Origin of the sequence: Cryobacterium sp. Y29, assembly GCF_002929825.1 — a bacterium.
Taxonomy (GTDB): Bacteria; Actinomycetota; Actinomycetes; order Actinomycetales; family Microbacteriaceae; genus Cryobacterium.
On record NZ_PJJN01000032.1, the window covers coordinates 109,376 to 129,698 of the forward strand.

Annotated in this window: 18 protein-coding genes; 6 read left to right on the forward strand and 12 right to left on the reverse strand. The window is 63.9% G+C overall.

What is annotated here, in order from left to right:
• The first annotated feature begins 170 nt into the window (after window positions 1-170).
• Window positions 171-1,325: a M4 family metallopeptidase gene (locus CXY74_RS08500; RefSeq protein WP_104200040.1), complete on the forward strand. Its 1,155-nt coding sequence runs from the start codon at window positions 171-173 to the stop codon at window positions 1,323-1,325.
• A 9-nt stretch (window positions 1,326-1,334) separates the two neighbouring features.
• Window positions 1,335-1,601, forward strand: coding sequence for a protealysin inhibitor emfourin (locus CXY74_RS08505; protein ID WP_104127290.1), 267 nt, complete (start codon window positions 1,335-1,337; stop codon window positions 1,599-1,601).
• Between the two features lie 22 nt (window positions 1,602-1,623).
• Here CXY74_RS08505 and CXY74_RS08510 read toward each other — a convergent pair whose 3' ends face one another.
• Window positions 1,624-3,291 carry a BCCT family transporter gene (locus CXY74_RS08510; RefSeq protein WP_199183178.1) on the reverse strand — a complete coding sequence of 556 codons (1,668 nt, stop codon included), beginning with the start codon at window positions 3,289-3,291 and terminating at the stop codon, window positions 1,624-1,626.
• A 305-nt stretch (window positions 3,292-3,596) separates the two neighbouring features.
• Here CXY74_RS08510 and CXY74_RS08515 point away from each other — a divergent pair, with 305 nt between their 5' ends.
• On the forward strand, window positions 3,597-4,040 hold the full coding sequence (locus CXY74_RS08515; RefSeq protein WP_233193291.1) for a pyridoxamine 5'-phosphate oxidase family protein: 444 nt from the start codon (window positions 3,597-3,599) through the stop codon (window positions 4,038-4,040).
• Window positions 4,041-4,127: 87 nt separating this feature from the next.
• Here CXY74_RS08515 and CXY74_RS08520 read toward each other — a convergent pair whose 3' ends face one another.
• The 3 genes from CXY74_RS08520 to CXY74_RS08530 form a co-directional block, all read right to left on the reverse strand.
• Complete coding sequence (locus CXY74_RS08520) at window positions 4,128-4,499, reverse strand: FKBP-type peptidyl-prolyl cis-trans isomerase (RefSeq protein ID WP_104197031.1); 372 nt, start codon at window positions 4,497-4,499, stop codon at window positions 4,128-4,130.
• 182 nt (window positions 4,500-4,681) lie between these two features.
• Entirely contained in the window at window positions 4,682-5,929 is a 1,248-nt protein-coding gene (locus CXY74_RS08525; RefSeq protein WP_104200043.1) for a PrsW family intramembrane metalloprotease, read from the reverse strand.
• A 31-nt stretch (window positions 5,930-5,960) separates the two neighbouring features.
• Window positions 5,961-7,346, reverse strand: coding sequence for an FAD-binding oxidoreductase (locus CXY74_RS08530; protein WP_104200044.1), 1,386 nt, complete (start codon window positions 7,344-7,346; stop codon window positions 5,961-5,963).
• A 187-nt stretch (window positions 7,347-7,533) separates the two neighbouring features.
• Between CXY74_RS08530 and CXY74_RS08535 the strand changes: the two genes are divergently transcribed.
• Window positions 7,534-8,409 (forward strand): fumarylacetoacetate hydrolase family protein, encoded by an 876-nt coding sequence (locus CXY74_RS08535; RefSeq protein WP_104200045.1) that lies wholly within the window; start codon window positions 7,534-7,536, stop codon window positions 8,407-8,409.
• Window positions 8,410-8,523: 114 nt separating this feature from the next.
• Here CXY74_RS08535 and CXY74_RS08540 read toward each other — a convergent pair whose 3' ends face one another.
• Window positions 8,524-9,993, reverse strand: coding sequence for an NCS2 family permease (locus tag CXY74_RS08540; RefSeq protein ID WP_104200141.1), 1,470 nt, complete (start codon window positions 9,991-9,993; stop codon window positions 8,524-8,526).
• A gap of 66 nt (window positions 9,994-10,059) precedes the next feature.
• Entirely contained in the window at window positions 10,060-11,625 is a 1,566-nt protein-coding gene (locus CXY74_RS08545) for a carboxylesterase/lipase family protein (protein ID WP_104200046.1), read from the reverse strand.
• 81 nt (window positions 11,626-11,706) lie between these two features.
• Between CXY74_RS08545 and CXY74_RS08550 the strand changes: the two genes are divergently transcribed.
• A complete protein-coding gene (locus tag CXY74_RS08550; RefSeq protein ID WP_104200047.1) occupies window positions 11,707-12,984 on the forward strand; it encodes a uracil-xanthine permease family protein in 1,278 nt (425 codons plus the stop codon).
• 156 nt (window positions 12,985-13,140) lie between these two features.
• Here the strand turns inward: CXY74_RS08550 and CXY74_RS08555 are convergent, their stop codons facing one another.
• Window positions 13,141-13,614 (reverse strand): 8-oxo-dGTP diphosphatase, encoded by a 474-nt coding sequence (locus CXY74_RS08555; protein WP_104200048.1) that lies wholly within the window; start codon window positions 13,612-13,614, stop codon window positions 13,141-13,143.
• Between the two features lie 73 nt (window positions 13,615-13,687).
• Between CXY74_RS08555 and CXY74_RS08560 the strand changes: the two genes are divergently transcribed.
• A complete protein-coding gene (locus CXY74_RS08560; RefSeq protein WP_104200049.1) occupies window positions 13,688-13,942 on the forward strand; it encodes a mycoredoxin in 255 nt (84 codons plus the stop codon).
• 123 nt (window positions 13,943-14,065) lie between these two features.
• Here the strand turns inward: CXY74_RS08560 and CXY74_RS08570 are convergent, their stop codons facing one another.
• The 5 genes from CXY74_RS08570 to CXY74_RS08590 form a co-directional block, all read right to left on the reverse strand.
• Complete coding sequence (locus CXY74_RS08570; protein WP_104200050.1) at window positions 14,066-15,094, reverse strand: 6-phosphofructokinase; 1,029 nt, start codon at window positions 15,092-15,094, stop codon at window positions 14,066-14,068.
• A 5-nt stretch (window positions 15,095-15,099) separates the two neighbouring features.
• Window positions 15,100-17,286 carry a DEAD/DEAH box helicase gene (locus tag CXY74_RS08575; RefSeq protein ID WP_104200051.1) on the reverse strand — a complete coding sequence of 729 codons (2,187 nt, stop codon included), beginning with the start codon at window positions 17,284-17,286 and terminating at the stop codon, window positions 15,100-15,102.
• Between the two features lie 318 nt (window positions 17,287-17,604).
• Window positions 17,605-17,940: a DUF6804 family protein gene (locus CXY74_RS08580; RefSeq protein WP_233193292.1), complete on the reverse strand. Its 336-nt coding sequence runs from the start codon at window positions 17,938-17,940 to the stop codon at window positions 17,605-17,607.
• Window positions 17,941-18,135: 195 nt separating this feature from the next.
• Complete coding sequence (locus CXY74_RS08585; RefSeq protein WP_104200053.1) at window positions 18,136-18,696, reverse strand: GDSL-type esterase/lipase family protein; 561 nt, start codon at window positions 18,694-18,696, stop codon at window positions 18,136-18,138.
• Window positions 18,697-18,781: 85 nt separating this feature from the next.
• A complete protein-coding gene (locus tag CXY74_RS08590; RefSeq protein WP_104200054.1) occupies window positions 18,782-20,302 on the reverse strand; it encodes an SDR family oxidoreductase in 1,521 nt (506 codons plus the stop codon).
• Between the last annotated feature and the right edge of the window lie 21 nt (window positions 20,303-20,323).

The following is a 20,323-nucleotide window of genomic DNA, read 5'->3' on the forward strand; positions in this document are numbered from 1 at the left end:
GCACCCAGCCTAGACATCCGCCGTGCAGAAACCCCGATCAACCGGTCTCTCTGGCTGATTCACGTGAAAACGGCCGCGACCGTGCCGAGGATCGACTCATCGCCCGGGTAGATTCCATTCTCGCGAAAACGCGTAGTTGCAATGTCGGCGGCCGGTGCCAGACTCTGCTCATGGACAATTCCGCGCTCCACACAGTGTGCACGATCGTTCCGCCCTATCTGTTGGTCAGGCTGGCGAAACTTGACGAACCCCGATTCGCGCAGGCCGCAGCGGCCGCACGGGCGTCATTGCTGCGGGACTCGCAGATTCGGCAATTGCGCGACGGGGTGCATCCGTTTGCTTATTCCGGAGCTCGCACCCTGCCGGCGCGTACCCCGGGCGAGTCAGACCGCACCATTTCGGATGCCGGCGGCCAGGAACGACTGCCCGGTCGGCACGTGCGCGCCGAGGGGCAGCCTGCCGGCGACGACCCGGCCGTAAATGAGGCCTATGACAGTCTCGGCGCCACGCAGATGCTGTACTGGACGCAGTTCGGGCGGGACAGCATCGACGGTAACGGACTTCCCATGGACGCGACCGTGCACTACGGCAAGCAATACGACAACGCCTTCTGGGACGGTGAACGCATGGTGTTCGGCGACGGTGACGGGCAGATCTTCAATCGCTTCACTATTTCGCCCAGTGTGATCGGTCACGAGCTCACGCACGGGGTCACCCAATTTACGGCCAATCTTGAGTACCGTGGCCAGCCGGGGGCCCTCAACGAGTCCATCTCCGACGTGTTCGGCGCCCTGGTCGAGCAGCATGCCACAAATCAATCAACGGCAGACGCCAGTTGGCTGATTGGCGAAGGCCTGTTCACGGACCAGGTCGAGGGCGTTGCCCTGCGCTCGATGAAAGCGCCCGGCACCGCGTACAACGATGATGTGCTGGGTAAAGATCCGCAGCCCGGCGACATGACCGGGTATATCGAAACCGACGATGACAACGGCGGAGTGCATCTCAATTCCGGTATTCCCAACCGCGCGTTCTACCTGGTTGCCGACACTCTCGGCGGCAACGCCTGGGAGACCCCGGGCCGCATTTGGTACGACACGCTGACCGGTACCGGGCTGAACCGTCAGAGCGACTTTGCTGCTTTCGCTGCGGCGACGGCCGACACCGCCGCGCGACTGTACGGCAGTGGTGGTGCCGCCCACAACGCGGTACTGCAGGCCTGGGCGACGGTGGGCGTTGTGGCGGCGATTTCCGCTCCTCTTCCCCCGGCCCGTCCGACACCACCCCCATCATCGAACGCGCCCACTGCACCGCTGCCACCGGAGTAGCATCACGATATGAAAGTCATCGTCTCCCGCAGTGGCGGGATGGCGGGAATCCGCCTGACCTGGGAAGTTCGGGTCGAAGAACAGCCCGACCCGAGCACGTGGACAGAGTTCTTGAATTCTCTGCCCTGGGATGACGTCACCGACAGCGAGGCCACCCCCGACCGATTCGCCTACCGCATTCGGTGCGCTCCGCACGAAGTAGTGCTTGCCGAACCCCAGGTGAACGGGCCGTGGCGTGATCTGGTCAACCGGGTCAGGGCCGCCAACGGCATGTAACGACCCTGACCCGGTTCAGGCGTTACGCCTTCGGACGACGACCCCAGCGCGGGCGGCGCGTCGGATCATCGGTCAGTGCCGCCTCGATGTGTCCGTCGACCTGATCACCGAAGTGGTCGTCGAAGTTCTCTTCGAGGTGCGCGGTGACGGACTTGCCGATGCGGCGGGCCATCTCCTCACGACGCTGGCGGCGTTCGGCAGCCACCAAGACCTCGTGTTCGATGCGGAACGCCTTGTAGATGGCAATACACATGCCGATCATCACGATGCTCACCGGGATGGCGGTCAAGATCGCGCCGGTCTGCAGGGCCGCTAATCCGCCAGCTAGCAGCAGCGCGATGGCTACGAGCCCGCCGAGGGCGGCCCACATGATGCGGCTCCACTTGGGCGGATTGGTGTCACCGCCGGAAGCGAGCATGTCAATTACGAGCGAACCCGAATCGGCTGAGGTGATGAAGAAGATCGCAATGATGATGACCGCGAGCACCGAGAGGATCACGCCGAACGGAAGGGTGCCGAGAAAGTTGAACAGCACATTCTCGGGGATGATGCCGACGTTCGGGTCGAAGAGCCCGCCGCCGTCACCCTCCCAGGCCTGACGGATAGCGCTGCCGCCCATGACAGCGAACCAGACGAACGTGACCAGGGTCGGAACGAGCAACACGCCGGCAATGAACTGTCGAACCGTGCGTCCGCGTGAAATGCGCGCGATGAACACGCCGACGAACGGGGCCCACGAGATCCACCAGCCCCAGTAGAAGACCGTCCAGGAACCCTGAAAGTCCAGGCCGGCCTGGCCAGTGAACGCTCCGGTGTCAAAGGTGAGTCCGACCACGTTTCCGAAGTAGCCGCCGACCGACTGTACGAGCATACGCAGCAGATACATCGTGGGGCCGAGAAGTAGCACGGCCACGAGCAGGAGGCCGGCCATGCCGAGGTTGATGTTGGAGAGCCATTTGATGCCCTTGCCGACGCCGCTGACGACCGAAACCGTCGCGATGATGGTGATAACGATGATCAAAATGATGAGCAGGGTATTGGTGACCTCGCCGACTACTCCGAGGTAGCTCAGTCCGGCGGCGATCTGCTTGACACCGAGTCCGAGGGAGGTCGCGACACCGAATAGGGTACCGACGATGGCGATCACGTCGATCGCGTCACCGAGGCGCCCCTTGACCCGGCGAGTGCCGAGGAGCGGCTCGAGGGCCCAGCGAATGGAGACCGGCCGACCCTTCCGGTGGATCGAGTAGGCGAGGGCCAGGCCGACAACGGCGTAGATGGCCCAGGCGTGGAACCCCCAGTGCAGGAAGGTCTGCGTCATCGCTGCGGCGGCGAGATCCGCAGAATCACCGGTCACGCCCGGCTTTGGGGTCGTGAAGAAGGTGAGGGGTTCAGAGGCCCCCCAGAAGACCAGGCCGATGCCCATGCCGGCAGCGAAGAGCATCGAGAACCAGCTCATCAGACCAAATTCGGGTTCGTCGTCGTCTTTACCCAGCTTGATGTCGCCGAAACGACTCAGCCCCATCCAAATGGCGAACACGACGAAAGCCGCGACGATAACCACGTAGTACGGGCCAAGGCCGGCTACCACCCAGCCCTGCAACAGGGCGAGAACGCTGCCCGTGCGCACGGGAAATGCGATGGCGACGATGACGACGGCCAGAATGATGCCGAGTGCCGGGTAAAACACTCGAGGCGCCGCAACGACAAAAAGACGGGTTTTGGAAGGACTTCTGTGTGGCGTTTTCGCCGGTACTTCGGGTAGTGCACTCACTGTGGAACCCTTTCAGGAATAGATTGCGACGCGCGATAAAATCCCTCAGGATGAGACCGCTTGTGCACCGCCAGGTGCCTGCCCCGCTGGGCAAAGTTCCAGCTTACAGGCATAGCACCCCAAGTAGGGGGATAAAGTTTTTTCGGCGTCAGTTTGCCTGTTGCGGTACAAAACACGCCGGCCCGGCTCGCCCTGTGGCTCGGGGCGTGTGACGATGGATCATGACTTTCAACGACATGAACGCGGCCGCATCGGCCGTGCAGAATCTCAGCGAAGAGGAATGCTGGAACGCCTTGCTCTCGGCCAGCCTCGGCCGCCTGGCCGTGGCCGTCGGTGGCCTCCCCGATATTTTTCCGGTCAATTTTGTCGCCGCCGACCGGCGTCTGCTGTTTCGTACTTCTCCGGGCACCAAACTGATCGAGCTCACGGTCAACAACCACGTCGCGTTCGAAACAGATGGCGTGGGCCGTGACGAAGCGTGGAGTGTCGTCGTGCATGGAACGGCCCGCGCGCTCGACACCCAGCGGGACATCGACGACGCCGCAGGGTTGCCGTTGCACCCGCTGATTCCCACGGTCAAGCCGGTTTTCGTTGAGATCGTGCCGGATTCGATCACCGGGCGGCGGTTTGTGCTTGGCCCGGAGCCGACTGCGGCCCTGACCTAATCGTTGCTGTTCAGGCCAACGCGCAGACAAAACGGGATACAGCTTCAGCAGCCGTATCCCGTTCCGTGTGGTTTTTGGCGCCGCGGGTTAGCTCACGCCGAGCAGGTCGATCACGAAAATCAGGGTCTGGCCGGAGAGACGGTGGCCAGAGCCAGCCGGTCCGTAAGCGAGGTGCGGCGGCACAACGAGCTTGCGGCGTCCGCCGACCTTCATGCCGGGGATGCCTTCCTGCCAGCCGGCGATGAGTGAGCGCAGCGGAAAGTTGATCGACTGGCCGCGGTTCCAGGACGAGTCGAACTCGTCGCCGGACGCGAACTCGACGCCCAGGTAGTGCACGTCGACGGTGGCTCCGGCCGTAGCTTCAGCGCCATCACCGACGACGACATCGGTGATCTCGAGTTGTTCGGGCGCAGCGCCCTCGGGGAAATCAATTTCGGGCTTGGAATTCAAATCAGTCATACCCCTATCCAAGCGGATTCCGCCCCGGATTGCATACCAGGGGCGCTGCGAAAATAATGCTTGCGTCTGGCGGGTTCCGGGTGCACTCTTGGTGTACACCAACTCGTCGCATCGGGAGAGTCGTCGGCACCGCCACACCACCGAAGCGGCGAGTTTCTGTTGTACCGCGTGACTCAACCTGATCACGGTGCCGCTGGCGCCGAGCCCTGCCGCATCTGACCGAGCACGTCGGCCCGATGATTCATCAGCAGTCCGAGCAGTTGCGCCTCGTGGGCGTGCAGGGCCGCGGTATTCTGGCCGCGAACAAGACGGTCGCGCACACTGGCAAGCCGCGTCGCATCCGCTATGAAACGGCGCATCGCGACTTTCTTGGGTCGTTGTTGGCGTCTGCCCCAGGCGAGCGCCTGACGTCGACCGGAACCGGTGCCCAGCATCGAGACCTCGGCCGCGGTGAACCATCCGGCCTGCGAATATTCGTGCAGACGGCGCAGGGTGGTGCGAGCCTCTCGTCGGCGCAAAAAGGCAACTACGAGAATGGCGGCGATGAACAGCGGCACTTGCACGACTGCGTAATAGGCGAGCACGGAGGCGTCGCCGTCGAGGAAGAAGGTGCTGCCATTCCAGAGGGCGTGCAGAATGATCGCGGGTAGCAAACCGATCAGAAAATAACCGACCGCCCCGCCCCGGCTGGCGCTGCGCCTCGCAGCCAGGCCGAGGGCAAGCCCGGTGCAGATCGTGAAAGTGACGTGCGCGAACGGCGAAAAGACCCCGCGCAGCAATAACGTCGCGCCGAGTCTTTGCGCGTCGCCCTCGGTCAGAGCCAGACCGAAGTACTGAATATTCTCCGAGAAGGCAAAGCCGGCCGCAATCGTCGCGGCGTAGACGACACCGTCGACTGGCCCGTCAAAGTGCCTGCGCACTGCCCAGAATAGCGCGAGCACACCGAAGCCCTTGGCGACTTCTTCCACAATCGGGGCCTGGACGACAGCGGATGCGAAATCACTCCCGGTCAGGGCCCCCGCGCTGGCCGCAATCGTGACCTGCACGCCAAGATCGAAGACCAAGGCGGTGACGACGGAGATTCCCGCGCCCCACAGCAGGGCGAAAATGAGGGCGGGTCGCGGCTCCGGATCCCAGCTGTCGATCCAGCGCACCGCCAGCAGCACCACCGTAAGTGGCAGTAGCGCCAGGATCAGCCCGACGAGCAGGGCATCGGCGCCGAGGAATGTGGTCAGGTACCAAAACACGGCGAGCAGGGCCATCCCCGCGAACACGATGCCGATCACGGCCAGTACGATCGGGCCGGCGCGAGACGGGAGCACCGGCTGGCTCCAGACCGGTTGTACCGGAGCCTGACTCGCCTGCACTGGAAGGTGTTGGCCCGACCGCTGTTCGGTGGGATGCTGGCCTGGCGGCTGGTCGAGGCTCATTACTCGACAATACCGGCTGCGAATCAGCAGTTCAGGCGTCGAACATGGTGCCGGGGTTCAGCAGGCCCAGCGGGTCGAAGACCGCTTTGAGCTGGCGTTGCAAGACAAGGCTCGTGTCACCGATCTCATCACGCAGCCAGCGACGCTTCAGCACGCCGACACCGTGTTCGCCAGTGAGCGTACCGCCCAGGGCGAGCGCACCCTGAAACATCTCGTCGGCGGCGGCCCAGATCTCATCGGGCACCATCGCATCGTCTGCACCGCCACGCGGAATGACGAAGTTCGGGTGCAGGTTACCGTCGCCGGCGTGGGCGACGGTGGGAATGGGGATGCCGGTGCGTGCGCTGATCTCCGCGATGACGGCGAACATCTCGGCCATGCGCGAACGCGGCACCGACACGTCTTCGATGAGTACCCGACCGAACTGTTCGAGGGCCGGGTGCATGGCGCGACGAATGGCCAGCAGACGGTCCCCGGAAGCAGCATCCGTTGACAAACTGGCTTGGCCGCCAGCTCTCCGCAGCACCTCCACGGCCGCCTCGGCTTCGGCGAGCGCCGCCGGTCCGTCAGTCTGCACGAGCAGAAACGCACCCTGGCTGAGTGGCAGGCCGGCCGAGCCGTCGGGCCCGAGGTACGCGGCCACCATGCCGAGCGCTACCGGGTCGATCAGTTCCATCACTGCGGGACGGATCCGTGCGGCAGCGATCGAAGCGCTGGCTGCGGCCGCCGCCATCACCGTGTCAAAAACCGCACCGATGGTGGCAACGGTGCCAGCGGTCAGCGCGCGCACCCGCACCGTCGCGTCGACGATGACGCCGAGGGTACCCTCGGATCCGGTGAGCAGCGCGGTGAGATCGTAGCCGGTGACGCCCTTGACCGTGCGATGCCCGGTGCGCAGCAGGCTGCCGTCGGCGAGCACGACGGTCAGGCCGAGCACAGCTTCCCGGGTGACCCCATACTTCGCGCAGAGCAGCCCGCCGGCATTTGTGGCGATGTTACCGCCGACGGTGGAGATGCCCTTGCTGGCCGGGTCCGGGGCAAACCAGAGGTCCTGTTTCGCGAGGACGTCGTTGAAGTGCTGATTGATCACGCCGGCCTCGACGACAGCAAGTTCGTCGTCGGGGTTGATTTCGATGATGCGGGTCAGTCCGGCCACGCTCAGCACGATGGACCCGTCGGTACCGCAGGCTCCACCCGACAGTCCGGTTCCGGCGCCACGAGTGATGACCGGTACCCGAAATTCGGTTGCAATGCGCAGCGCCGCTTGAACGTGATCGACCGTCGTAGCGCGCACGATGGCAAGCGGCGTACCGTCGGCCACCCAGCCGGATTTGTCGGCGCGGTTGGCCGCAAGGTCGAGGGGATCGACGCTGACGATTGCGCCGAGCTCGGACTGGAGGCGCAGCAGTGCGTTCATCGCCACAGTCTATCGAGCCGCTCCGTGCCCGGTGGCGCAGATACGCCGGAGTGTACCTGCACCTGCGCCTGCGCCTGCGCTTGCACCGGGGCCACAGCAGCACTTCGCCCGTTTCCTCCAAGCAGACAAGCCGAGGGTTGGAGCCCCCCACAAGCCAACCCGGGTTCGCGCCCGTTAGCCTAATAGAGTGAAATTTGCGCATTTGAGAGTTGACGGCTCATCCGTTCCCCGATTGGCCGTGATCTTTGACGATGCGGCGCTGTTCCTGGACGACGTCATTGACGACGCCCCGCGTGACCTGCAAGACCTGCTCGAACAGGGCGACGCCGAGTACGAACGCATCCGCGCGATCAGCCTCGACGCCGCCTCCAACGGCGCCGCACTCACCCCGGTAGACGAACTGCGACACTCTTCTGCGGTGCTCAGACCGCCGCAGATCATCGCGATCGGCGCCAATTACGCCGCTCACTCCTCCGAGCTGAGCCTGCGGCTCGAAACGTCGGCGACCGTGTTCTCGCTCTGGCCCAACTCGCTCACCGGGCACGGCTCGACCATCACCTGGCCGCGCGACCTCACCACCCAGGTCGACTACGAAGCCGAATTGGGTGTCATCATCGGCCGCCCGGCCCGCAACGTGTCAGTCGCCGACGCCCTGGACTATGTCTTTGGGTACACGGTCGTGAACGACATCACCGCTCGCGACCTGCAGTTCTCAGAGGCACAGTGGTCTCGCTGCAAATCCTTTGATGGCTTCACCCCGACCGGCCCGCTCGTCGTCACCGCCGATGAGATAGGTGACCCGCAGAATCTGTGGCTGACCACCCACGTCGACGGCCGTATTCTGCAGGACGCTTCGAGCGGCGACATGGTGCGCACCGTCGCGGAGATCATCTCTTACTTGTCCACAACCTCCACTCTTCTGCCGGGAACCCTGATCTCCACCGGCAGTCCAGGCGGCGCTGGCTACAGCCGTAAACCTTCGATTTTTTTACGTGACGGGTCGACCGTGACCATTTCGATCGACAAGATCGGCATGCTCACGACGCACTGTCGCGAGATTTAGTCGCGAGATCAAGTCGCACTGCGCCGCGGCATCCGTTCGCGGCTGCCGCGGGCCGAACCACGGCCTGTCGTCGTCGGGCACCTACGTTCCCGCCCCGACGATGTCTTCGAACACTCAGCCGATCAGCGCCTCGACCGGACCACGTACGAAGAAGAGTATGAAACCGACGGCGACGACCCACAACAGCGGACTGATCTCACGTGCCTTGCCGGAGAGGCTGCGCACGAGCACCCAGCTGATGAACCCGGCACCGATACCGTTGGCGATTGAGTAGGTCAGCGGCATCACGATGATCGTCAGAAAGATCGGCAGCGTGCTGGAGAATTCGGTGAAGTCGAGGTGGCGAATCTGCGACACCATGAGCGCTCCGACGATGACGAGCGCCGCGGCAGCCACTTCGAGCGGCACGATTTGGGTGAGCGGGGTGAAGAACATGGCGGCCAGAAAGAGGATGCCGGTGACTATGTTGGCAACGCCCGTGCGGGCTCCTTCTCCGATGCCGGCCCCCGATTCAATGAACACGGTGTTCGATGAGGCACTCGTCGCACCACCGGCAACGGCTCCGATACCCTCGACGATGAGCGCGGACTTCAGCCGCGGGAATTTTCCGTCCTTGTCGGCCAGTCCGGCCTCACTGGCCAGGCCGGTCATGGTTCCCATGGCGTCGAAGAAGTTCGTGAAGACGAGGGTGAACACGAGCATCACGGCGGCGAGCATGCCGATGCGCTCGAACGCGCCGAAGGACACCTGGCCGATCAGTCCGAAGTCGGGCAGGGCGACCACACTCGTCGGCAGCACGGGCGCGTTCAGGTTCCAACCGGCCGGGTTGATACCGAACGAGGGCCCCACCCTGAAGATTGCCTCGAGAATGACGGCGATGATGGTCGTCACGACGATGCCGATCAGCAGGGCGGCCTTCACCCTACGGGCCACAAGGACTCCCATGATGATGAGCCCGATCACGAAGATCGCCGTCGGCAACGTTGCGATCGAGCCAGCGTCGCCGAGCTGCACCGGCGGCGAGTTCGCACCACTGGCCCGCACGAAACCGGAGTCGACCAGGCCGATGAAGGCGATAAACAGGCCGATTCCTACCGTGATGGCGATTTTCAACGGCCGGGGAATGGCGTTGAAGATCAGTTCGCGCAGGCCGGTCGAGGCGAGCAGCACGATGATGAGCCCATTGATGACAACAAGGCCCATCGCTTCGGCCCAGGTGACCTGGCCGACGACGCTCACGGCGAGGAACGAGTTGATACCGAGCCCGGCGGCGAAACCGTAGGGCAGACGGGCGATGACGCCGAACAGAATAGTCATGACTCCGGCGGTCAGCGCCGTGACGGCGGCTACCTGCTCGTTGGGAAGCCAGCCACCCTCGACGTCGACGGCGGCCTGGTCGGCGCTGAACCCGCCGAGAATGAGCGGGTTCAAGATAACGATGTAGGCCATCGTGACGAAGGTGACGACTCCGCCACGGAATTCTCTTGACCAGGTGGAGCCACGGCTGGAGATCTCGAAGTACGCGTCGACGCGGGCTTTCAGGCCACGCGACGCGGCAGTAGTGGGTGTTTCAGTGCTCGAAATGGTGTACTCCCGGTGCCGTGGCTCTAAACGCAAGGTCTAAGTCTACGACCAGGCCAGGCACACCACTTAAACGTGTGGCACGAACCGTCCCCAGGCCAGGCGCCGTTCCCGGTGCGGGTCCGACTCGACCTGGTCGTCCTGATCGATGATGAGCGTCGCGCGCGTGGTTTCGTCGTAGAGCGGCCACTCGGCCGATGGCACCCCACCGTGCACGAAGCACAGCCACCAGCCCTGCATCCGTGTTGCGATGTCCTGAAACGTGCGACGCCCGCCGAGCGCCGTCATACCGCGGCCGAACCAGCCGTCGAGGCGATCGAACAACGGAAAGAGTTCGAGACCGTGCGTGGCATCAAGGCCCATCAGCCGCAGCAGCCGTGGAGCGGCATCGAAACGGTAGAAGTACACCGGTGCGTACCGGGAGTGTCGTTCGCCGACCTTCACGCTTGGATACCAGAATGAGTAATCACCGCCGAAATCCAGCGCGGCCCGCAGCGCCGGAATGCCTGGATACTGCGCTTTGAGGGCCTTCTTCGCCTTCTTCTTGGTCTTTTTGAAGATCGCACGGATGCGCGCGGGCGTCGTGGCGAGAATATCGATGCGGCCGCTGAACAGCGAGCCCTCCCGCGCGTTCGTGCCGATGATGAGCGGGATGCGCGCCGCACGGCCATCCCGAAAAGCGTCGAGCGGTCGCTCCGGCAGAAAATCACCGTCGATGACCGGGCAGAGCGGAATCGTACCCGGGTCCTGATCGGGCGTACGCAGGGTCAGCGCGGTCGTGGCGGCGGCGAGCAGTGCCGGGTCGGCGGCCAGCAACAGACGTGCCGCGTCGGCGGTGCTGCAGGGACCCGGGGCTTCGCTCAGGCTGTCCACGTACTCGCCAGCCCAGCGCGCCGTGATGTCACTCGGGTAGACCGCGTTCGGCGGCGCACTCTGCGCGATCGCCCGCTGGAACAGGCCCGACGCGCTCGGCACGGTCATCAGTGTGGTGACCGCGTTGCCGCCGGCCGACTCGCCGAACAGGGTGACCGCATTCGGATCACCGCCGAAGGCGTGAATGTTCTTTCGCACCCACTGCAGGGCGGCGACCTGGTCTCGCAGCCCGAGGTTGCTCTCAAACGGATGCTCCGGCGAACCAAATCGAGAAAAGTCCAGGTACCCGAGGGCACCCAGCCGGTAGTTCAGGCTGACGTAGACGATGCCGCCGCGCCGCACGAGCCCCTCCCCCTGTCGTGGCACCTCGCGGCTGGAACCCACACTGTAGGCGCCGCCGTGGATGAACACCATCACCGGCCGGAGGGCGTCTTGCAACTGCGCACCGGGGCGAATCCGTTCGTCGGGTGCGATCACGTTGAGGTTGAGACAGTCCTCCCCCTGCGGGACGCGTGGGTGGGCGCCGCGAAACTGGCCCTTGTGGCTCTGCGGGGCAATCAATCCCCACACCCTCGCGTCACGCACACCGTGCCAGGTCGGGGCTGGCTGCGGGGCACGAAACCGTAGATCGCCCACTGGAGCGGCCGCGTAGGGGATGCCCCGCCAGGCCACGACGCCGCGTTCCCGAACTCCGCGGAGCAAACCGCCCGACACTCGCACTTCGAGACCCTGCTGGGTGGTCGGATCAGCGAGCTGGCTCATGGAATCGAGTCTATTCCGCGGTGCTGACCGGCTGCGACTACGCTCGACACAGATACCGCACCAGACGAAACGAGAACGCAAATGGCACTGCCCTGGACACTGCACGGTGACGGAAAAACCGTCGAGGCGCAGGCGGTCGTCAGCCCTGGCGAACGACTGAACTGGCCGTTGACGATCGGCATCGGCTCGCAGCATGTCGTCGCCATGTTCGGCGCTACCTTTCTGGTGCCCCTGCTCACCGGATTTCCGCCGAGCACGACCCTGCTGTTCTCCGGCATAGGCACCCTACTGTTTCTCCTGATCACCGGTAATAAACTGCCCAGCTACCTCGGGTCGTCGTTTGCGTTCATCGCGCCGATCACCGCGGCAACGGCCTCGGTCGGCATGGGCAGCGCCCTGTTCGGCATCATGGCCGTCGGGGTGCTGCTCGCCCTGGTCGGCATCATCGTGCAGCTCACCGGCACCGGCTGGATCGACCGACTGATGCCGCCGATCGTGTCGGGTGCGATCGTGGCCCTCATCGGCTTCAACCTGGCCCCGGTGGCCAAGGCCAATTTCGACAAGGCACCTCTCACCGCGCTCATCACGCTCGTCGCGGTGATTCTGTGCACAGTGCTGTTTCGCGGCATCCTCGGCAGGCTCTCAATCTTTCTCGGCGTGCTCGTGGGCTACGTCGCTGCGATCTTCTTCGGTGAGGTGGACTTCAGCCGCGTTGCGGACGCGGCCTGGATCGGCCTGCCTCCGTTCACCGCGCCGGCCAACCCCTTCGAGAACCCGGCGGCCGTGTTCGGGGTGCTGCCCGCTTTTCTTCCCGTCGTGCTCGTGCTCATCGCTGAGAACGTCGGCCACATCAAAGGTGTGGCCCAGATGACGGATGCGAAGGTGAACCGACTCACCGGTCGGGCCCTGCTCGCCGACGGTCTGGCCACAATGCTCGCCGGTTTTGGCGGCGGCAGCGGAACCACCACCTACGGCGAAAACATCGGTGTCATGGCGGCGACCCGCATCTACTCCACGGCGGCCTACTGGGTCGCCGGAATCGTCGCTATTCTGCTCGGCCTCTCCCCCAAGGTCGGTGCGATCATCTTCACAATTCCCGATGGCGTGCTCGGCGGTGTCACCACCGCGCTCTACGGGCTGATCGGTGTCATCGGCGTCAAGATCTGGTTCGACAATAAGGTCGACTTCTCCAAGCCGGTGAACCAGTTCACCGCCGCGACCGCGCTCATTATCGGTATCGCCGACTTCACCATCAACGCCGGAACACTCAGCTTCAATGGCATCGCGCTCGGAACGGTAGCGGCCATCGTTATCTATCATCTGATGACCTGGCTCGGCCGAGTGCGCAAAACCGCCTGACCCGCCCCGCGCGACGAGCGGATGAACGTGCCGGTCTGAGCTGTGGGCGCCGACGCTGATGATCGTGGCGCCAATCAGACCACCGAACAGCGCATGGCTCGGGCTCGACGGCAGGCCCACCAATCAGGTGATCAGGTGATCAGGTTCCAGCTGAATTCAGGCACGAGACACAACGGTTTTCAGATCAGCACCGAAGGTGAACGTGGCACGCACCGGAGTCCCGGCGAGCACTCCCGGCAGCCAATGCCGGGCATCATCCCACATCTCATCGACGGGCAGGCTCTCGATGTCGAACCAGACCGGGTTCAGCTCGTTCGATTCCCGCGGAGTTCCCGACCACTCATCGCAGACGAACACGGTCGACTCCTGGCTCCACTCTTCGCGGTGCGGGAACAGATACGTGAGAAACCCGCGTTCGGTCAGGGCGGATGCCGCCACCACGAGTCCGGATTCCTCCTCGATTTCGCGAACGGCCGCATCCACTGCGCTTTCACCGATTTCGAGCTTGCCGCCGACGCCGACTATATTGCCCACGCCGAGGCCTTTCTTCTTGCGCCCCAGCAGTACCTGCCGGTCACCTTCGGGAGATAGTCGAGTGAGATAGCACACGCACACCTGGGGCAAAGTCATTGATGTATCTTAATGCTCGTTCAAAGCCGTGCGCACGGAGTGCACTCTAAGGCAGTGCGGATAAGCTGCCTGTATGGACTTTGTACCCGCTACCGGAACCATCACCATGTTCACGACCGATTGGTGCGGTTACTGCAAACGATTGAAGAAGCAACTCGACAGCGCCGGGATCGGCTACACCGAGGTGAACATCGAGCGGGTTGACGGTACGCCGGAACTTGTGATGAGCCTCAACAACGGCAACCAGACGGTGCCGACCATTTTGTACCCCGACGGATCGGCTGCGACCAACCCCTCGCTGGCCCAGGTGCAGGCCAAACTGGCCTGACCGGATCGCCCCGCTCGACCCGGCCTAGCCGGCCTAGCCGGCCTAGCCGGCCTAGCCGGCCTAGCCGAACAGTACGCCGGCCTAGCCGAACAGTACGCCGGCCTAGCCGAACAGTACGCCGGCCTAGCCGAACAGTACAGACGCCTCGTCGTAGCGGGCCGGTGGGACCCGCTTGAGGCCGATGGTGGCCGAGGCAATGCTTACGACATCGATCTCGGTGCCGCGCAGGGACACCATGGAACCCCACTGCTCGTTGTGGATCGCGTCGACCGCTGCCATTCCGAGCCTGGTGGCGAGCACTCGGTCGTAGGCCGATGGCGCCCCGCCACGCTGGGTGTGGCCCAGCACCGTTGCCCGGCTTTCAATGCCGGTATGTTCCTCAATGAGCGGGGCGATGATCTCGCTGATTCCGCCGAGACGGGGCCGGTGAAAAGCGTCGAGCCCTTTGGTCGAGTGCGCCTCCTCCATGCCGGCGAGCAAAAAGCCCTCCGAAACGACGATGACCGGGGCTCGGCCACGGTCACGCACACGCTCCACCCACTCGCAGATCTGCGCGATCGACTTGGGCTGCTCGGGAATGAGAATGGCGTGGGCGCCACCGGCCATCCCGGAGTGCAGCGCGATCCAGCCGACGTGGCGTCCCATGACTTCAACAACCATGCAGCGGCCGTGGGACTCGGCAGTGGTGCGCAGACGGTCGATCGCCTCGGTGGCGATTTCGACAGCGGTGTTGAAACCGAAAGAATAATCGGTAGCCTCGAGGTCGTTGTCGATTGTTTTCGGAACCCCGACAATGTTGAGGCCGGCTTCGGTGAGGCGGTGCGCGGCGGTCAGTGTGCCCTCACCGCCGATGGCGATCACGGCATCGATACCCTGTGCATCGAGAGTGCGCTGGATATTCTCCGGACCGCCATTCTCGCCCTCAAACGGGTTGGTGCGGGAACTGCCGAGGATGGTTCCACCCTGGCGGGACAGGCCGCGCACACTGTGGCGGTCGAGGGGCATGAACTCGTTCTGCACGAGTCCGCGCCAACCATTGCGAATTCCGACGAACTCAAAATCGTGCGTGCGCACACCCTTGAGCACGGCACCGCGTATAACCGCGTTGAGTCCGGGGCAATCGCCGCCGCTGGTGAGAATACCGATCTTCATACGATCTACAGCTTTCCGTCGAGGGCTTGGGTGAGCAGGTAGATAAGAGCACTCGCCTGTACCGATTCGGTGGTCGAGTACTCCGCTTGGGAACCATCGAGGGCGCGAGCTGCAAGACCCTCTTTGCTGCCGATCAGGTCGGCAATGCGTGCGTCGATGGTGTGCGCTGCGATGATGCGCCAGGCGGTGACCGGTTCGTCCTGACCGATGCGGTGCACCCGGTCGATAGCCTGAGTCTGCTCGGCGGCGGTCCAGCTCAGTTCGGCCAGCACCACGTTCGACGCGGCCTGCAGGTTGACGCCAACCCCGGCCGCGGTCAGCGAGCACACCGCGATGGCGACATCGGGATCGTTGTTGAAGGAGTCGATCGCAGCCTGGCGGGCCACTGCACTCTGATCCCCGCGCAACGACACCGTTTTCAGGTCGCGCTTGGCGAAGATCTCCTCTGCCGTGTCCATGACGTCGATGTGCTTGGCGAAGAACACCACCTTGCCCACCGAGCGCGCCAGTTGCGCGGCGTAGTCCGCCGCAAGCCCGGCCTTGGCCTGGCCGATCTTGCGCACCATCGTGAACACGTTTTCCCCGGTGGTCTGGCCTTTGGAATCTTCGAGTTCGGCGTGGGCGATGGCGCGAACGTAAGCATCCCGCTGGTCTTCGTCGGGAACGGCCGGGCCGCCGGAGCCGGCATGCCTGGCGGCCACGAGCGCGTGGTACCGGGTGACCAGTCGGGCCCCCAGTTCGCGTTCGGCCTGGCGGATCGATCGGCCGAGGTCGTCATCAAGTTCCACCGGCAGGTCGGCGATGCGCTTGGCCGGCAGATCGGCAGCTACGTCGACCTTACGGCGACGCACGATGCCCATGTCGATGACGGCAGCACGGGCTTCCTTGTAGAAGCCCATGTCGGCCGGGGTCAGGCCGGTCTCTTCCAGGCGTTTCAGCAGCGCAGGGGCCGGTTTGTCGCCATCGATCCAACCGAGGAACTGCCAGATGGCACGAAAATCATCGACGTCGTTGATGAGTGGGGTTCCGGTGAGTGCCATCAGCAGCGGGTTACCGCCCGGGGTTCTGCGACGAATCTGGTCCGCGAGCGAGAGCACGTGCTTGGACCGCTGGGACGACAGATTCTTGATGAAGTGCGCCTCGTCGACAACCATTCCCTTGAACCCGAGCGTGCCGAGCCAGGCCAGGTGCCGGTCGAGAACGTCGTAGTTCACCACCACCACATCGGCGAAAGCGTCGAGGCTGTCGCCGTCGCCGTGAATGACCGTTGCCCGCCGGTGCGGCGTCCACAGTTCCACTTCACGCGCCCAGTTCATCTTCACCACGTTGGGCACGATGGCCAATAACGGGTAGGCGTTGGCAACGGATGCCGCCAGCAGGCTCTGCGCGGTCTTGCCGAGGCCCGGCTCGTCGGCGAGCAGGTAACTACGGTGCCCGAGCCGGGCGCTCTCGATGAAGCGGGCTTGGTGCCGCATGAGTTCCATGCCGCCCGGCGAGAGCCGGTCACGGCCAGGTGCCTCCGGCATGTCCATGCTGGCCGCCTGGCCGCCTGAACCGTACTCAAATGATTTGAACAGCGGGCCGAGCAGTTCCCAGTTGGCGAGCCGACGCGGGTGCACGATCGGTTGAGCGGCGGCGCTGAAGTCGGGGGCGAGGAACGGGTTGGCGAGCTGCCTGGCTTTCACCGACTGGGGGATGACCTGGTTCTGCAGCACGACCGGCGCCGCCTCGGGCTCGCGGGTGATGATGAGCTCGTCGGGGCTGAGCTCGGCACCGGATTCGAGCAGCCAATCACGCCGAAACCGCTGGGCGACGGTGGAGACGCCGGCATCGGGCTCGAGCAGCGTGATCAGGCTTGTGTCCCTGGCGGCAGTCTTGGCCAGAATTTGCGCGATCCCGTCGAGGCGTTTGAGCAACTCTGCTCGGTTCGCGTCGGAGAGTTCCTTGTCGCCTTTGACCCTGGACCGTTCTTCACGCATCAACAGGGCGATGACCTGGTATTTCGTGCGATTGGTCGGCCCGAGCTTGGTACCGGACTGCGCCTTGGCCTCGACCTCGCGCACCTTACGAGCAAGAATCGGAATGATCGGGGCGTCGTCGTCGCGGGAGCGTGGATGAGCCCGATTACGGGTGACTCCGTTACGACCGAGATTGTTCCGGCTGCCCGAGGCATCGGTGCGGGTATAAGCCATTGTTCTCCACTTCGAAGCAGCACGGTACGGGTACCGGCTGTATCTGTCCGAACGTGCCGGTCACGGTCATTCTGGTATTACCGGAACGCTGCATTTGCGCAAATCGTCTAATCGTGTGCGGAAACATTCGATTCACGAAACGTGGCACGGGTCGCGATCTGACGCCAGACCCAAGGCCAGGCGCATGCTATCGCAGCGCCGGTGCCGTCAAATCAACGATGTCACAACATTGAGTGTACGGAAACTTCCACCGGCTACCAGTGCACAGCAGAGACCTGACCGGGTTCTCTCAACGCGATAGTAGTCTACGCCCGACGTTCAGACCTTGCGAACCGGAACTTTGGTGCGCAGACCGACCGCGATGAAAGTGATCGCCCCGATGAATTGCGCCGAAACCCACCCCTGACCGCTGAGGTCGAAAAGTACGACCGGGTTCCAGAGGACGGCCATCGGAACGAGACCGACCAGCCAGTACCAGGAACGCGCTTGAATTACGAAGACACAGAGAATAAGGGCGAGGATACTGACCGCGTAACGAATGATGATGAAACTCTCACTGTCCAAAAGCGCGAGTCCCGCGAGTAGAACGATGGCTCCCAAAAGGCCCGGCGCGAGAGCCGAACGGGTGAATGTCGGTGCGGCTGGAGTGCCCATCAGACGCCGGCGCAGCCGCGAGACAAACCGTGGACGGAACTCGGAGAGGTCGTTACGCGCGATGCGGTCGTGGCCGTGGCCGTGGAGGATGCACTAGCACCGAGAGTGAGGATACGTGCGGGGTGGGCGGAGCAAAGCATGACTCTATTCTACCGAGCGCAGAGGCCGCTCCCCAGCCCCTGGCACACTTCGCCCTCAGGCGTGCTGGATGGGAATCGACGTCGTTGACGGTGGACGTTCGAACAACATCTCCAAGCTCGGCTTCAACTCGGCCAGCCAGGCCGCGTAACCGGCTGGGTTCAGGTGCAGGCGGTCGATGCCCAGAGCTGGATCGAGTTCGCCGTCAGGCAGCGCGAGGGCTGGCCAGAGGTCGAGGTATTGCACGTGCTGGGTCGGAGCGTACTGCCAGATATGCCGATTGATGGAGCGGATTGTCGCGGCAAATTCTTGTTCACGGGGTAAAACCGACTGCACCATGATGCGGGTTTCCGGCAGCGCGCGCCGCAGCGTGTGCAGGATGGTTTCCAGGTTACGTACTACGTATTCGTCGGACCTGCGCCAGCCGAGATCATTGGTCCCGACCCCGATCACGATGGCGTCAGGCCGCAATTCAATAACCTGGGCAAGTTGCACGATCACCTCGTCGGTGGAGTTGCCGCTCACTGCCAGATTGTGCACGTCGTGCCCGGGAAACCATTCATCCCATTGACCGCCCGCTACGAGGCCGTCACCCAGAAAGGCGAGAGAAACAGACATAGAGACCTCCTACTCGTAACCATCATGCCCCGAACCGGGTCGAGTGGCCAGAATTCTCAGAGTATACGCACGTTCTACCCCCGAATCAGTAATTGTCAGAGCGCGACACCGCCCCGAGCGAATGTTTCGCCTCGACTACGCGTTCCGCCGCGGCCGTCGCCGTGATGCGGGTGGCCATTCCCTCAAAGATGATCCCGTGAAACGGCAGGATCGCCGCCCAATACAGCCGGCCGCCGAGGCCGCGGGGAAAGAACACCGCACGCTGCCGGTAGAGAGAGCCACCGGCATCCGTCGGGGTGACGCTCATTTCAAGCCAGGCCCGCCCGGGAACCCGCATCTCGGCGCGCAACCGCAGGAAGCTACCGTGGTCGATCTGCTCGACTCGCCAGAAATCGAGTACTTCACCCGTGTGCAGGTGGTCGGGGTTGCGGCGGCCGCGGCGCAGTCCTACACCGCCCACCGCCTTGTCCATCAGGCCGCGCACCGCCCAGGCGAGCGGAAAGGAGTACCAGCCGTTTTCGCCGCCAATGCTTTCAATCACCCGCCAGAGCGCGGCCGGAGCCGCCGGTGTGGACTTCTCACGCAGGTCGGTGTAGAAAGCGTGGCCGGACCAGTCCGGGTCGCTTGGCAGGGGGTTGCTCGACGCGCCCTCGATCGAGGAGTTTCGCCAGCTGGTCTCGACGTCACCGTTACGCATACGGCCAAGCGCGAGGCGAACCGCCCGTCGATAGCCGGTGAGCCCGCCCTCCGGCTTGGGGATGTACTCGTCGATGTCGCTCTCGTGCACGACGCAGTCGTATTGCAGCGAGGCGATAATGGGAATGGCGAGATTGCGCGGAATCGGAGTGACCAGGTTCACCCACTGCGAGGCCAGCCACGGGGTCAGCACGGGCAGCGCGGCGATCGCCCGCTGTTTGAGTCCGGCCTCGAGGGCGTAGCCGTTCATCATCTGGCCGTAGCGCAACACGTCGGGGCCGCCGATGTCGAAGGTGCGGTTCACGTCGGGTGCCAGGTCTGCCGCGGCCTGCAGGTAGTAGAGCACGTCGCGCACGGCGATCGGCTGGATCTTGTTGCGTACCCACTTGGGCGCGGGCATGTACGGTAGCACGTCGGTGAGGTGGCGGATCATCTCGAACGAGGTCGAGCCGGAACCGATGACGACGCCGGCCTGGAACGCGATGGTCGGTACCCCGCTCTCGAGCAGGATACGACCGACCTCCCTGCGGGAGTGCAGGTGGGCCGAGAGCGTGTCGGTGTCGGGGTGCAGACCACCGAGGTAGACGATGCGCTGAACGTTGGCTTCGGCAGCAGCACGGGCGACGTTCTCGGCGGCCAGGTGCTCGGTTTTCTCAAAGTCATCGGCCGCACCCATCGAGTGCACGAGGTAGTAGAGCACGTCGATGTCGGGGCAGGCGCGCTGCACCGAGTCCAGGTCGCCGAGGTCACCCCGCACGACCTCCACCTGGTCGACCCAGGGCACATCGCGCAGTTTGGACGGGGTGCGCACGAGCACTCGCACCGTGAAGCCGGCTTCCAGGAGTTTTGGTACGAGGCGTCCCCCGATGTAGCCCGTGGCACCGGTGACAAGTGCTCTGCGTAGAGTCATGCGGGGAGTTTATCCCGTTCT